Source organism: Deinococcus multiflagellatus (genome assembly GCF_020166415.1).
In the GTDB taxonomy this organism is placed as follows: domain Bacteria; phylum Deinococcota; class Deinococci; order Deinococcales; family Deinococcaceae; genus Deinococcus; species Deinococcus multiflagellatus.
Genome location: NZ_JAIQXV010000005.1, coordinates 122,304 through 134,754, shown reverse-complemented (window position 1 = coordinate 134,754; position 12,451 = coordinate 122,304). Strand labels below are relative to the sequence as shown.

Genomic DNA, 12,451 nt, shown 5'->3' with positions numbered 1-12,451 from the left:
TAGCCCCCCTTAGCTTTCGGCAAGCAGGCGCGACACCTGGGCGCTGAGGTCGGCGCGGCCGGCCTGCAGACGACCCAGCAGGGTGTTCTGCACGCTGGTCTTGCCGCCTGGGCCCACCAGACGCACGCCCGTCTTGACCTGTTCGTTGGCGCGCACCTGCAGGGTGCGGCCCAGCTGGGCCAGCGCCTGATGCACGGCGCCGTGCTCGGCGCTGGCGGCTTCCACCACTTCGGCGTTCGGCAGGGCCTGCAGGCCCTCGTCAATCAGGCGCACCAGAATCTGGGTGTATTCCGGAACGGTCGTGACCTCGTGCAGGGTCTGTTCGGCGGCCTGGAAGGCCTGCACCTGCAGGGTGTCGCCCGCCGACAGGCGCTGGGCGTTGGCGTCCAGATCGGCCGCGCTGCGCGCGCGGGTCAGCCCGGCGGCGTAGTCGGCCTGCAGGGCGCGCTGGCGGCTGTCGATCAGGGTGCGGGCGCGTTCTTGCGCCTGGGCCACGATCTGCTCCGCACGGGCCTGCCCCTCGGCGCGAATGCGCGCGACTTCGCCCTGAATTTCGGTTTCGAGAATGTCGCCTAGGCTCATGGTGACCTTAACCGCGCAGCAGGAAGAAGCCCACGAAGCCGAAGATCACCAGGGTTTCGGGGATGAAGAACCAGATGGCCATCTGACCGAACTTCTCGGGACGCTCGGCCACGACGCCAGCCGCCGCCGCGCCGATGGGGCCCTGTGCCAGACCGGTGCCCACGGCGCCCAGACCCAGCGCGAGGCCCGCGCCGATGGCCTTGAGGCCCGCTGCGGTGGCGCCGGCGTCGCCGCCAGCCGCCGCTTCCTGGGCAAAGGCGGAACCGAAGAGGGTCATGGCGGTCAGGGCGGGCAGGTACTTGGCGGCGGCAAATGCGGTGTTTTTCATGTGATTCCTCCGGAATTTACTTACGGGCAGCGGGGGCGAAGGGCGAGTAGCGAACGCCGGTTTCCTGGTAGAAGCCGGTGGGATTGAGGTACTCGACCCAGACCAGACGGATGGGCTGCATGATGTGGCCCAGGATGGTCAGGACGAACAGGAAGGTGTGAACGATCAGGCCGACCACGATGCCCAGCAGCGGCCCGATGACCGGCAGCACGCCGCCCAGGCCCCAGCCGACATCGGTGGCGAGGTTGGCCAGAATGGCGGCGGCCACGCCCACAGCGAACAGACGGGTAAAGGAGATGATGTTGCCACCGTTGGACAGCAGCTCAATAAGCATCAGCGGGGTCTTGGAGGCGATCAGGCCGATAACAAAGACCACGAAGCCCAGCAGCATGACCAGCACCAGCGGGTTGCCGAAGTTGCCCAGCGCGCCGAAGTTCTGGCCCGCCTTGGAGACATAGGCCAGCAGAATCAGGCCGACCAGGCCGCCCAGCATGCCCACCGCTTCCCAGAAGTGGTGCATGTGCTTGTGCTTCCAGGTCAGCTGCGCCTTCAGCGCCCAGCTCCAGAGCATGAAGATCACGCCCACCGCAATGCAGATCAGCATGATGGTGTTGGAGAATTCCGACAGCACGCGCGGGAAGATGATGGGAATCAGGCCCTTGAGGTGGCCCTCTTCTTTCAGGTGCTCCAGGGTGTTGGCGCTGAACTGCACGCCCCAGACCCGCTGAATCAGCGCGGGGTCGTAGAAGAACACGTGCAGCTTTTCCAGGATGTTGCCGAAGAATTCGCCGGTGGCCACGCCCCAGGCAATCGCCCAGAGGCTCATGGTGCGCAGCACCACACCCACGCGCTTGAGGGTCGCGGGGTCCAGGGTAATGCCCAGCAGGCCAATCGGCAGACTCTGGCCCCGGCGGGCCTTGCCCAGGCCCCACAGCGCGGCGATCAGGAACACCAGGCCAAAGCCGATGTCCGCGACGATAAAGCCGAAGAACAGCGGGAAGAACCACGCCACCACCCACGAGGGGTCAAAGGTGCCGTACTTGGGCGGGTCCGAGATATTGAGCATGAACTCGAAGTTCTCGGTGTAGCTGCTGTTTTTCAGCTGCACCGGCACCCCGTCGCCGTGGTGCGGGTCCACGGGGTGCAGCTCGAAGGTGGCGCTCTGCTTGTAGGGGGCCAGGGCCGCCTGCAGGTCGGCCACGCGGTCGGCGGGCACGAAGCCCTGCAGCACGAAGCCGTACTTGCCGCGCGCGGTCTGGGCGCGGGCGTCGTCAATGCCCACGCGGTCGGCCAGCGCGTCGCGGATGGCCGCCAGCGTGGACCCATGCTGGGCGGCCAGGGTGCGCTTCTCGGCCTCCACCTGTTCCAGGGCCTGCGGCGCGGTGCGCGCCACCTGCTCAAAGGCGGCGGCCACTTCGGACAGCGGCAGGCGCTCAAAGCGGCCCGGCAGGCGCAGTTCGCCCAGGCGGGCCTTGCCCAGCGCCACGCGGGCGCGGTCACGCTCGGCGCGCAGCACCGCCACGACCACGGCGGTCAGGCGCTCGCCCACCCGCTCGGTGCCCATGGCAAAGCGGCCCGGCAGCTCGGCTTCCAGGGCGCTCTGGGCGGCTTGCAGTTCGGCCGCGCTTTCCACCGTCAGCGGCAGCAGGGCCACGCGCTGGCTGCGGTCCAGGCCGCCGGCGGCGCGCGCCAGGGCCGAGACGACCTCGCCGTAGCTGCGCTGGGTGTCCAGATCGGCGCGCAGGTCGGTTTCGCGCTCGATCAGGGCCGAGGCTGGCCCGGCGGCCTGCTCAATCAGGGCGCTCCACTCGCTTTCGGCAGGCAGCGCGGCGCGGGTCACGCGCGTGGCGTCCAGTTCACCCAGGGTGCTTTCGACGCGCGCCAGCAGGCGCTCGGTGTCGCGCCGTTCCTCGGCGGCCTGCCCGGACAGGGGGCCACTCTGAAAGCCCTGGGCTTCCAGGGGCACGATATGCAGCACGCCCGCCTGTTGCAGGGCTTGCATGACCGCGCGGCTGTCACTCTGACGGCCGGCGACCACCACCTGCTGCATGGGGTTGATCACGGAAGCACCGCCCTCATGATCGTGTCCACCGCCTGCGCCAGCTTGCTCTCAGCGCGCGCGCGGGTCTGCGCGGCGTCGGACTGGGCCTGGGCGCGCGCCGTGTCGCGGATCGCCTGCATCTCGGCGGACAGCTTCTGCTCGTGCTCGGCCTGCATGGCCTTGACCTGAGCGTCTGCGTCTCGCAGGATGCTTGCCGCCTGTGCCTCGGCCGCGGCGACGGCCTGCTGCGCCTGCGCGCGAGCGGCTTCAATCTGCGCGTCCAGCGCCGCCTCACGGCTGGCCAGTTCACTTAAGACTCGACTTGAGACGTCCAAAACTCACTCCTCCTTTCCCTTCGTGACTCAAGCACCCCGGTCAAGCGCCCCATGAACGTCATGGGGTGTGGCGGGGGTGCGGTGAGTTTTTCGGTGGCCCGACCCTGGTAACCGTTGTGTCAGACTCAGGGCCTATCGTAACACAGCCCCCGAAGCCCCCCGACAGGTCAAGCGTCCCTGAACGCCGAATCAGAGCACAGGGCTGGCGCCCTGGGGATGCGGTCAGGGCGCCAGCGGACGTGGGGGGGTAAGGGGAGGCGGGGGGCGGGGCGCGGGAGGCGGGAAAGGCAGGTCGAGGCGTCGAGTTGTCGAGGCGTCGAAGGGTCGAGAGGGTGGAGACAGATGAAGCAGGTGGCTCGACCCCTGGACGGCTCGACCTCTCGACGGTCAGCAGGTGGGGGCGCGACTGGGGTGAGCCGGCCGCGCTGCCCGCCTTCCCTCAGTCGCCGCCCACGAAGACGGGGGCGCCCAGGCCGGTTTCGTTGTCGGCGTAGCCCTGCTCGCTGTGGGCACTGACGTCCATGCCGGCGACTTCCTGGCTGACGGGCACCCGCAGCGGCATGAACAGCCCCACGATGCGCAGCAGCACGTACGAACCCAGCGCGGTGTAGGCCACCGACGCCAGCACGCCCACGAGTTGAATGACCAGCTGCTCGCCCACGGGCTTGCCGCTGCCGGTGGTCCAGGCCAGGGCCCCGGTGAGCAGCGCGCCCACGATGCCGGCCACCCCGTGGCAGGCAAAGACGTCCAGGGCGTCGTCGGCCTTCAGGCGGGTCTTGAACTGCACGGTGGCAAAGCTGGCGGCGGCGCCCAGCGCGCCCACCAGGACCGAGGCGGCAGGGCTGACAAACGCGCAGGCGGGGGTAATGGCCACCAGACCCACCACCAGGCCGGTGGCGGCGCCCACGGCGGTGGGCTTGCCAGTGCGCACGCTTTCCAGGCCCAGCCAGGTCAGCATGGCGGCGGCGGGGGCGATCAGGGTGGTGATGAAGGCCAGGGCGGCCGTCTGGTTGGCAGCCAGCGCCGAACCGGCATTAAAGCCCATCCAGCCGAACCACAGCAGGCCAGCGCCCAGCAGCACGAACGGCACGTTGTGCGGTACATGGGCGGTGCGGGGGAAGCCCAGGCGGGCGCCCAGCACGGCGGCGGCCACCAGGCCACTGACCCCGGCCGCAATGTGAATCACGGTGCCACCTGCGAAATCCAGCGCGCCCAGCTTGAACAGCCAGCCGTCGGCGCTCCAGACCCAGTGGGCCAGCGGCGCGTAAATCAGCAGGCTCCACAGCGCCCCGAACATCACAAAGGCGCCAAAACGCATGCGCTCAATGACCGCCCCGCTGATCAGGGCCACGGCGATGATGGCGAACATGGCCTGAAAAGCCGCAAAGACATAGGTGGGAATGGTGCCGGTGAGGCCGCCGGCCAGACCATCCAGGCCCACGTGCACCAGCGAGCCCACCAGGGCGTTGCCGCCCTCACCAAAGGCCAGCGAGTAGCCCAGCAGCAGCCACAGCACGGCCACGAGGCCAATGGACACCACGCTCATCATCATGGTGTTCAGCACGCTTTGGGTGCGGCTGAGGCCGCCGTAAAAAAAGGCCAGACCCGGGGTCATCAGCAGCACCAAGGCCGAGGCCACCAGCATCCAGGCGGTGTCGCCGGTGTCCAGCTTGGGGGCCCCAGTCTGGGCCAGGGCGCTGGTGCCCAGCAGCACGGTCAAGGGCAAGAGGGTCTTGAGCATGGCATGTCCTCCTAATGCCCTTTAAACGGGCGTGAGCTTGGTTTCGGTGACGGGGGTCAGGGCGGCGTTGTCCCGCTCGCCGGTGCGGATGCGGTACACCTGTTCCAGCGGCTGCACGAAGATCTTGCCGTCGCCCACCTCGCCGGTGCGCGCGCCCTTGCAGATCGCGTCAATGGCCACCTGCACGAAGGGCTCGCTGAGGGCCATGCGGATTTCCACCTTGTCGCGGAACTCCACCATGACGCGGGTGCCCCGGTAGTGCTCCACGATCTCCTGTTCGCCGCCGTGGCCGCTGACCCGCGAGAGCGTGATCCCGCTGATGCCCGCCTGAAACAGCGCCTCTTTGACCTGCTGCACCCGTTCTGGGCGCACGACTGCCGTGACCAATTTCATGGCGTCTCCTTTTCCCATGCCAATTTGCAGCGTTCGCATCCCTGCATACCCCCAGCTTAGAAATATTTGCGCAAGATGTCAGGATTAGTCTGGACATTTGTACAAAATTTCTAGAACGGATTGCAGAAATAGGAAGAGGGAAAGGCCGATGGGTGCCCCTAGCTGTGCGCGCTGGTGCCTCCGCAGCCCACAGGAAAGGAGAGGCCCCTTGGACCTCTCCCCTCCCCTTTCTCGCCTCTGGCTGGTTCAGATCAAGCGGCGTGTTCGCCAGCGGGTCCAGAAGCGGTAGGCCACCACCACCAGCGCGGCCAGCAGCAGCACCGCCAGCAGGGGCACGAACACCGCCAGCACACTCATGAGGAGGCTGGTGGCGTCCTCCAGGCCGCTGACCACCGGATTGCCCAGGCCAGCCGTGGTGGCGGTGGCCACGGGGCGCGCGGCGGTGCGGGTGGCGTGGACCCCGCCCGCCACCAGCACGCCCAGCGCGAGGCTGAGAGCCGGGGGAATGTCGGCCACGCCGGTCTGGGCGGCAAACAGAATGGCGCCCGCCGCCGTGTTCACCACGCCGCCCAGCAGGTGCAGCGCGTGATCCACGCCGGGAATCTTGTCGCCCACAAAGTCCAGCGCGCCCAGCACCCCAATGCCCAGCAGCACCCAGGGGTTCGAGAGCAGGTCGTAGGGCGCATTCAGATTCAGGACCCCAAAGCGGTCCAGCAGCCCCACCAGCAGCAGCGGAATATAGGCGTTCAGGCCCGCCGCCCCCGACAGGCCCAGCGAGGACAGCAGCCCCGAGAGCAGTTCCATACCGCCCATTACGCGCGCCGGGCCAGCCCCGTTGCCAGGGCCGGCCCGTTGCGGGAACCTTGTGGGTTGTGTGCGGCCCAACGAACGCGGCTCAGCGCGGAGCCAGCAGACGGGCCCGCCAGTGATTGAGCCGTTCCTCCAGATCTGGCCGAAAGTCCTCAGGAAAACGCACCCGATTGATCTCGTTGATCAGCCGTGCTTCGTCAGCGAGGGTGTCAAGGCTCAGACAGAGCGAGCAAAGCACGTCCGTCCAGAAGCGCTTGCGGGCCGCGTCAGTATGCTGCGGTCCATCCCGGCCATTCTGAAAGACCTCGGGCCGCAGGATCAGGACCTCATCGGGATCAATGCCCATGCCCCGCGCCACTTCCCGCAACTCGTCCGGGAGGTCTGCGCCGTCAAACCAGTGTTCCCCAAAGTCGTTGTCCAGCAGGAAGAACCGGCCGATCCACACCACGGCGTTCCACTCCACGAGTCCCAGGTCCTGCGCGACAGCCCGATACAACGGCGCGGGCACGAACGCGTCCAGTGGCTCGAGATACTGAAAGACAGAGATACAGGCTGTGGTTTGGTCGGATTCCGGGCCCATACTGGTCCCGCCTTAGCGCAGGTAGGCCAGCAGCAGGTTCAGGCCCGCGCGCAGGTCGTCCACCTGCACGGCTTCCACCACCGTATGGATATACCGCGTGGGCAGGCTGAGGGTGAGGCTGGGCACGCCCTCTCTGCTGCGCTGAATGGCCGCGCCGTCGGTGCCGCCCAGGGGCAGCACTTCCAGCTGGGCGGGAATGCCGCCCGCCTGCGCCAGATCCCAGAACTCGTCCACCAGGGCGCGGTGCGAGATCATGGTGGAGTCAAAGACCTTGATGCCAATGCCCTCGCCCAGGCGGGTCACGGCGTCTTCGGGGGCGGCGCCGGGGGTGTCCACGGCCAGGGTCACGTCCAGGCCGATGCCCACAGTGGGCTGCACGCCATAGGCCGCTGTGACGGCGCCGCGCAGGCCCACCTCTTCCTGGGTGCTGAACACCGCGATGACCTCGTGTTTCGGCGCGGTGTCTTTCAGAGCCCGCAGGGTTTCGAGCAGCAGGAACACACTGGCGCGGTCATCCATCGCCTTGCCGCACACCAGATTGCCCACGCGCCGGGCCGTCTGGTCCAGGGTGACCATGTCGCCCACCCGCACCTGGGCCTTGACGTCCTCGGCGCCCAGGCCCAGGTCAATAAAGAACTCGCGGACCTCGGGGACCCGGTTACGCTCCTCGGGGCCGGCGATGTGCACGGGCTTGCCGCCGGGGGTCAGGATGCCGCTCAGGGGCCCGCCCCGGGTGTGCACCGTGACGTTGCGGGCGAACAGATTGCGGGGATCAAAGCCGCCCAGCGCCTGCACGCGCAGGTAGCCCTGGGCATCAACAAAGCGCACCAGAAAGCCAATCTCGTCCATGTGGGCGGCGATCATCACGCGCTCGACTTGCTCGCCTTTCTTGCTCTTGCGGGCGGCGCGGCGGGCAATCACGTTGCCCAGGGCGTCCACCCGCACCTCGTCGGCGAGGCCCTGCAATTCTTGCAGCACAAAATCGCGCACGGCGTCTTCCTGCCCGGGCACGCCCGGCAGGTTGGACAACTGCAGCAGCAGGTCCAGCCGCAGCTCCGGCGTGGTGGCCTGGGGGGCGGGAAGGGCGGGCAGTTCAGCCTTCTTCTTGGGTTTCGGCACGGCCCTCAGTATGCGCCGGCCCTGTCGGCTCTGGGGCCGCCGCTGGGGGGGCAGGCGGCTTCGGGCGCAGGTCGGTGCCGTTGAACTGTCCCTGTGCTTCGGACAGCCCGGCCACGGCCCACACCTCCACCGCGTTGGCCCCCAGGCGCACCAGTTCGGCCACGGTCGCTGCTTCCTCGGCCTGCCATTTGCTGAGCACCCAGTCGCTCACTGCCCAGCCACTCGGCGGACGGTTGATCCCGATTTTCAGGCGGGGAAAGCCGTCGTGGCCCAGCAGGCGGATGATGTCGCGCACCCCGTTCTGGCCGCCGTGGCGCCCGCCCATGCGGAATTTCAGCAGGCCAAAGGGGCTGTCGAGGTCGTCCTGCACCACCAGCAGCGCGGCCGGGTCCAGCTTGTAGAACGACAGCAGCGGCACCACCGCCTTGCCCGAGGCGTTCATGAAGGTCTGCGGCTTGACCAGCAGCACCTTTTCACCGGGGGCCGGGCCCAGCCGGACCTCGGCCACCTCGGCGTCCTTGCCTTCTTTGCGCCATGTCGCCCCGGCGCGGCGCGCCAGTTCGTCCACCACCAGCCAGCCCACGTTGTGCCGGGTCTGGGCGTACCCGGCGCCTGGGTTGCCCAGGCCCACCACCAGCTTCAAGACAGGCGCCTCAGGCCTCGTGGCCGGAGAGCAGCTCGCGCCACTTGCTTTCTGTCTCGCGCACGCGGTGGTCACTGCGGGCGCGGGCGTACCCGGCCCGGAAGTCAGCAAAGCGGGTGTCAGTGTCGGCAAACAGCAGGCCCAGGGCCTGTCGCACGTCCGTGATGTTCCGCTCGGTGAGGGTCTGGTCCTTGGCGTCCAGCACCTCGTCCAGCGTGGCCATCAGGCCCGACAGGGGCCGCAGCCACTGAAATTGCGGGTGGTTCATCACCAGGGAGTACAGCTCGAAGGGGCCTTTCACCGGCCCGTGCATGAATTCGTATTCGCCCTTGGCCACGTCCAGCAGCGCGGAATGAAAGTGCCGCAGCGCCGGAGCCAGGGCCGAGAGTTTTGCGCGAACTGCAGCGTCTGTCATGGGGCCAGGGTAGCAAGGGCGGCGAGGTCCACCCGGTCCTTGGGTCGCAGGTCGCCCCCATAATGGGCCGCCACAATGGTTTTCATGGCGCGGTGCATGGCGGGCGTCAGGGTCAGGACAGCCTGCTCGCCCAGCCAAACTACATGGGGGTCGAGGAAACCTGCCGGCCACGCCAGCCCGGCCAGTTCGCCCACGGTCTGCGGCGGCTTCACCTCTGGGCGAATGGGCACAAGGTCCACCAACACCTCGCCACGGCGCACGAAGAGATTGCCCCCGGCCAGCGAGCCGTGAACCGGGACAAACCCGAGGCCCGCCAGGCGCGCCAGGGCCGCTGGGCCGTCGCCCTCGGCCACCAGCAGGTCAAGATCGTCGTGATCGCGCAGGGGGACCCCGCACAGCAGTTCAATGGCCTGACCGCCAATCAGCCAGACGCGCAGGCCAGAGAGGACGCTCAGGACTTCGGGGAGGGCCGGATGCAGCACCGGCCGAGCTTACAGGCCCTCTTCTCCTACCAGCCCCAAGTGCCCGGTTCGCCCTTGAAGGGCCCCACCACATCGGGCGTGATCCAGCCGCCGTAAAAGCCGCCGGGCTGTGGGGTCACGCGCACGCCGTCCACCCGGCACTCGTCCATGCGCCCCGCGTACACCGCCACGGCCCCGGCCAGCGGCGCAAAAGCGGGCGTGGGGCGCTCGTAACTCCATCCCGCAGCGACTTCACAGCGGCCTCCCATGCTCAGGGTCCAGTACGAGGCCTCGCCCTTCCATTCGCACACGCTGCGGCCCGGCGCGGGCGAGAGCACCCCGGCCACAAAAGCCGCGCGCGGCAGGTAATAGGTGGGCGGGTGGCTGGTTTCCAGCACGCGAAAGCCCTGGGTGGTGTCGGCCACTAGCATGCCGCCCAGCCACACCTGCAGGCGGCGCAGCGTGCGTTCCAGCCGGGGCGGGCGCGGATAGGCCCAGACGCTTTCCTGACCAGGGCCAGCGGGAAGGGGGCGCGGCGGCATGGGGGGAGGATGGAGCCACGGGCCCGGGGTCGCCGTCAGGCCGCTTACCATCGTAACGGGTGGCCCGCGCTCAGCCCAGGCGGTCGTTCAGGCCTTCGCGCGCCTGCCTCTGGCCCCCGGCATACAGTGCGCCGGTCAGCGGGTCTACCGACCTTCCCTTCTGCTCCAGCTCCGGGCGGACCTTGGTCCACCGCCGCAGCAGCCAGACCGGGACAAGCATCAGCAAAGCCAGGATGAGGAAGGTGGACATGAACCAGGGTAACACTGGGGCCTGGAGAGGCGTGGCCCTGCCCGAAAAGCCCGCGCGGTACGCTGACCCATGACCCACGCCGACGCACCCCTCAGCCTGGACACCGCGATCAATCTGGCCGACCTGGAGACCCTGGGGCGCGCGGCGCTGGACCAGAATGCGCTGGAATACTACGCCAGCGGCGCCAACGACGAGCACACCCTGCGCGAGAACCGCGCGGCCTACGCCCGCCTGCAGCTGCGCCCGCGCGTGCTGGTGGATGTGGAAACGGTGGACCCCTCCACCCAGGTGCTGGGGTTGCCGCTGCGCAGCCCCATTGGCATTGCCCCCAGCGCCTTTCACGGGCTGGCCCACGCCGAGGCCGAACGTGCAACGGCCCGCGCCGCTGCCCACGCGCAGAGCGTGATGACCCTGAGCACCTTTTCCAACACGCCCATAGAAGAGGTGGGGCAGGCAGCGGGCGGGCGGCTGTGGTTTCAGCTGTACCTGTGCCGCGACCGGGCGCTGAGCCAGGGCATGATCCAGCGGGCCGAGGCCAGCGGCGCGCGGGCGCTGGTCTTTACGGTGGACGCGCCGTACTTGGGCCGCCGCGAGGCCAATGAGCGCCACCGCTTTGCCCTGCCGCCCCACCTGCACGCGCCCAACGTGGGCCCCCGCGAATGGCTGGCCGGGGTGGAAACCGACACCGGGTCGCAACTGGCGAACTATTTTGCCCATCTGGTGGACAAGACCTTTACCTGGAACGACCTGGACTGGCTGCGCGCCCAGACCCGGCTGCCCATTGTCCTGAAAGGCATTCTGACCGCTGAAGACGCCGCGCTGGCCGCCGACCACGGCGCGCACGTCTGGGTCAGCAACCACGGGGGGCGCCAGCTGGACACCGCCGTCAGCAGCCTGGACGCCCTGCCCGAAATTGTGGACGCGGTGGCCGGGCGCACCGAGGTCTACCTGGACGGCGGCGTGACCCGGGGCACCGATGTGCTGAAAGCCGTGGCCCTGGGCGCCCGCGCCGTATTTCTGGGCCGGGCAGCGCTGTGGGGGCTGGCCGCCGGGGGCGAGGCCGGCGTGGCCCGCACCCTGGACCTGCTGCACGAAGAATTCCGGCTGGCCCTGGCCCTGTGTGGCAAGCCCAACGTGGCCGCCCTGGGCCCAGACGCGGTGCGCGCCGTGGGCCCCTGGGGGCCTTGACCAAAGTCATGGCCGGGGCCGCCCGGGCGCGGCAGGCTGGGGCGCATGAGCTATGTCATTACGTCCCTTTGTGCCGGGGTTCGCGACGGGGCCTGCGTCCAGGTGTGCCCGGTGGCCTGCATTCACGACGCTGGCGAGCAGTTCGTAATTGACCCGGACGAATGCGTGCACTGCGGGGCCTGCGCGGTCGCGTGCCCTGTCGGCGCCATCTTCTTCGCCTCGGACCTGCCCGAAGCCCACCGGGACGCCGCCGAATTCAACCGCGCCTTTTTCCGCTGAGCGTGACGGCCCGTTCTGCCCTGGCGCGCCCATGCTGCCGCCGTTGACCGACCCGCACTTTTTCGCGCCAGCGCCCTGTGCCAGCATGCCTTCGTGCCCGACGCCCTGAGCCTGCTGCGCCGCACCCCGCCGTTTTCGGGGGCGGCCCCAGGCACCCTGGCCGCGCTGGCGGGGCAGGCCGCGCCGCTGACCCTGGCCCGGGGCCAGCCCCTGTTTCGTGTGGGCGATCCCGTGGACACCCTCTTCATCGTGGCCGACGGCAGCGTGCGGGTGTACGTGGTGGGCGCGGGCGGGCGCGAACTCACCCTGCGGCTGGACGGCGCGCACCAGCCGGTGGAACTGGCGGCGGCGCTGGGCGGCCAGGGGCAGACCGCGCACGCACAGGCACTGACGCCCACCACCCTGCTGACCCTGCCCGCCCTGGCCCTGACGCGTGAGGTGACCCGTGACCCGGCGCTGGCGGCCTCGGCCCTTCGTCACCTGGCCCGGCGCGCGGCGGACAGCCAGCGCCGCCTGGAAGCGCTGGTGCTGAGCGGGGTGGGCGAGCGTCTGTGCGCCTACCTGCTGGCCTGCGCCCTGCCCCACCCGCTGCCCACCAACAGCGAACTGGCCGCGCTGCTGGGCACCGTGCCGGAGATCGTCAGCCGCAAGCTGGGCGAGCTGTACCGCCTGGGGCTGATCCAGTGGCAGGGGCGCACCGTGACTGGGGTGGACCGGGCCGGGCTGGCCGAGCGCGTTTAAGAC

General features: G+C 69.0%; 17 protein-coding genes. 3 read left to right on the top strand and 14 right to left on the bottom strand.

Annotated elements, in window-relative coordinates:
• Window positions 1–9: 9 nt before the first annotated feature.
• The 14 genes from K7W41_RS09110 to K7W41_RS09045 all read right to left on the bottom strand — a co-directional run bounded on the left by K7W41_RS09110 (window position 10) and on the right by K7W41_RS09045 (window position 10,240).
• Window positions 10–582, bottom strand: coding sequence for a V-type ATP synthase subunit E (locus tag K7W41_RS09110; protein ID WP_224607156.1), 573 nt, complete (start codon window positions 580–582; stop codon window positions 10–12).
• 7 nt (window positions 583–589) lie between these two features.
• On the bottom strand, window positions 590–910 hold the full coding sequence (locus K7W41_RS09105; protein WP_224573293.1) for a V-type ATP synthase subunit K: 321 nt from the start codon (window positions 908–910) through the stop codon (window positions 590–592).
• Between the two features lie 16 nt (window positions 911–926).
• Window positions 927–2,972: a V-type ATP synthase subunit I gene (locus K7W41_RS09100; protein ID WP_224607153.1), complete on the bottom strand. Its 2,046-nt coding sequence runs from the start codon at window positions 2,970–2,972 to the stop codon at window positions 927–929.
• Window positions 2,969–3,286 carry a V-type ATPase subunit subunit G family protein gene (locus K7W41_RS09095; protein WP_224607150.1) on the bottom strand — a complete coding sequence of 106 codons (318 nt, stop codon included), beginning with the start codon at window positions 3,284–3,286 and terminating at the stop codon, window positions 2,969–2,971. Before K7W41_RS09095 ends, K7W41_RS09100 begins: the two co-directional genes overlap by 4 nt.
• Before the next feature lie 439 nt (window positions 3,287–3,725).
• Window positions 3,726–5,027 (bottom strand): ammonium transporter, encoded by a 1,302-nt coding sequence (locus K7W41_RS09090; RefSeq protein WP_224607147.1) that lies wholly within the window; start codon window positions 5,025–5,027, stop codon window positions 3,726–3,728.
• 21 nt (window positions 5,028–5,048) lie between these two features.
• On the bottom strand, window positions 5,049–5,420 hold the full coding sequence (locus K7W41_RS09085; protein WP_221090239.1) for a P-II family nitrogen regulator: 372 nt from the start codon (window positions 5,418–5,420) through the stop codon (window positions 5,049–5,051).
• Between the two features lie 246 nt (window positions 5,421–5,666).
• A complete protein-coding gene (locus tag K7W41_RS09080) occupies window positions 5,667–6,224 on the bottom strand; it encodes a DUF4126 domain-containing protein (RefSeq protein WP_221090238.1) in 558 nt (185 codons plus the stop codon).
• Window positions 6,225–6,315: 91 nt separating this feature from the next.
• Complete coding sequence (locus K7W41_RS09075) at window positions 6,316–6,810, bottom strand: hypothetical protein (RefSeq protein ID WP_224607144.1); 495 nt, start codon at window positions 6,808–6,810, stop codon at window positions 6,316–6,318.
• A gap of 12 nt (window positions 6,811–6,822) precedes the next feature.
• On the bottom strand, window positions 6,823–7,929 hold the full coding sequence (locus tag K7W41_RS09070; RefSeq protein WP_224607142.1) for a M42 family metallopeptidase: 1,107 nt from the start codon (window positions 7,927–7,929) through the stop codon (window positions 6,823–6,825).
• A complete protein-coding gene (gene pth / locus K7W41_RS09065; RefSeq protein WP_224607140.1) occupies window positions 7,904–8,572 on the bottom strand; it encodes an aminoacyl-tRNA hydrolase in 669 nt (222 codons plus the stop codon). The genes K7W41_RS09070 and pth overlap by 26 nt, the downstream gene beginning before the upstream one ends.
• Window positions 8,573–8,582: 10 nt before the next feature.
• On the bottom strand, window positions 8,583–8,987 hold the full coding sequence (locus K7W41_RS09060) for a hypothetical protein (protein WP_224607138.1): 405 nt from the start codon (window positions 8,985–8,987) through the stop codon (window positions 8,583–8,585).
• The gene (locus tag K7W41_RS09055; RefSeq protein ID WP_224607136.1) at window positions 8,984–9,469 is read right to left on the bottom strand and encodes a nucleotidyltransferase domain-containing protein; all 486 of its coding nucleotides are present in this window, start codon (window positions 9,467–9,469) and stop codon (window positions 8,984–8,986) included. The genes K7W41_RS09060 and K7W41_RS09055 overlap by 4 nt, the downstream gene beginning before the upstream one ends.
• 26 nt (window positions 9,470–9,495) lie before the next feature.
• A complete protein-coding gene (locus tag K7W41_RS09050) occupies window positions 9,496–9,990 on the bottom strand; it encodes a DUF427 domain-containing protein (protein ID WP_224607134.1) in 495 nt (164 codons plus the stop codon).
• Window positions 9,991–10,060: 70 nt separating this feature from the next.
• Window positions 10,061–10,240: a hypothetical protein gene (locus tag K7W41_RS09045; protein ID WP_221090233.1), complete on the bottom strand. Its 180-nt coding sequence runs from the start codon at window positions 10,238–10,240 to the stop codon at window positions 10,061–10,063.
• 69 nt (window positions 10,241–10,309) lie between these two features.
• On the opposite strand from K7W41_RS09045, the gene K7W41_RS09040 reads away from it, so the two are divergent.
• From K7W41_RS09040 to K7W41_RS09030, 3 genes are all read left to right on the top strand, one after another.
• The gene (locus K7W41_RS09040; protein ID WP_224607132.1) at window positions 10,310–11,428 is read left to right on the top strand and encodes an alpha-hydroxy acid oxidase; all 1,119 of its coding nucleotides are present in this window, start codon (window positions 10,310–10,312) and stop codon (window positions 11,426–11,428) included.
• 45 nt (window positions 11,429–11,473) lie between these two features.
• Entirely contained in the window at window positions 11,474–11,707 is a 234-nt protein-coding gene (locus K7W41_RS09035) for an indolepyruvate ferredoxin oxidoreductase subunit alpha (RefSeq protein ID WP_224607130.1), read from the top strand.
• A gap of 93 nt (window positions 11,708–11,800) precedes the next feature.
• Window positions 11,801–12,448 carry a Crp/Fnr family transcriptional regulator gene (locus tag K7W41_RS09030; protein ID WP_224607128.1) on the top strand — a complete coding sequence of 216 codons (648 nt, stop codon included), beginning with the start codon at window positions 11,801–11,803 and terminating at the stop codon, window positions 12,446–12,448.
• The last annotated feature ends 3 nt before the right edge of the window (window positions 12,449–12,451 follow it).

What these genes read in the sequence shown, in the direction of transcription:
- K7W41_RS09090 (WP_224607147.1), bottom strand. Translation starts at nt 5,027, where the DNA reads ATGCTCAAGACCCTCTTGCCCTTGACCGTGCTGCTGGGCACCAGCGCC.
- K7W41_RS09045 (WP_221090233.1), bottom strand. Translation starts at nt 10,240, where the DNA reads ATGTCCACCTTCCTCATCCTGGCTTTGCTGATGCTTGTCCCGGTCTGG.
- K7W41_RS09040 (WP_224607132.1), top strand. Translation starts at nt 10,310, where the DNA reads ATGACCCACGCCGACGCACCCCTCAGCCTGGACACCGCGATCAATCTG.
- K7W41_RS09035 (WP_224607130.1), top strand. Translation starts at nt 11,474, where the DNA reads ATGAGCTATGTCATTACGTCCCTTTGTGCCGGGGTTCGCGACGGGGCC.
- K7W41_RS09105 (WP_224573293.1), bottom strand. Translation starts at nt 910, where the DNA reads ATGAAAAACACCGCATTTGCCGCCGCCAAGTACCTGCCCGCCCTGACC.
- K7W41_RS09085 (WP_221090239.1), bottom strand. Translation starts at nt 5,420, where the DNA reads ATGAAATTGGTCACGGCAGTCGTGCGCCCAGAACGGGTGCAGCAGGTC.
- K7W41_RS09080 (WP_221090238.1), bottom strand. Translation starts at nt 6,224, where the DNA reads ATGGAACTGCTCTCGGGGCTGCTGTCCTCGCTGGGCCTGTCGGGGGCG.
- K7W41_RS09050 (WP_224607134.1), bottom strand. Translation starts at nt 9,990, where the DNA reads ATGCCGCCGCGCCCCCTTCCCGCTGGCCCTGGTCAGGAAAGCGTCTGG.
- K7W41_RS09110 (WP_224607156.1), bottom strand. Translation starts at nt 582, where the DNA reads ATGAGCCTAGGCGACATTCTCGAAACCGAAATTCAGGGCGAAGTCGCG.
- K7W41_RS09075 (WP_224607144.1), bottom strand. Translation starts at nt 6,810, where the DNA reads ATGGGCCCGGAATCCGACCAAACCACAGCCTGTATCTCTGTCTTTCAG.
- K7W41_RS09060 (WP_224607138.1), bottom strand. Translation starts at nt 8,987, where the DNA reads ATGACAGACGCTGCAGTTCGCGCAAAACTCTCGGCCCTGGCTCCGGCG.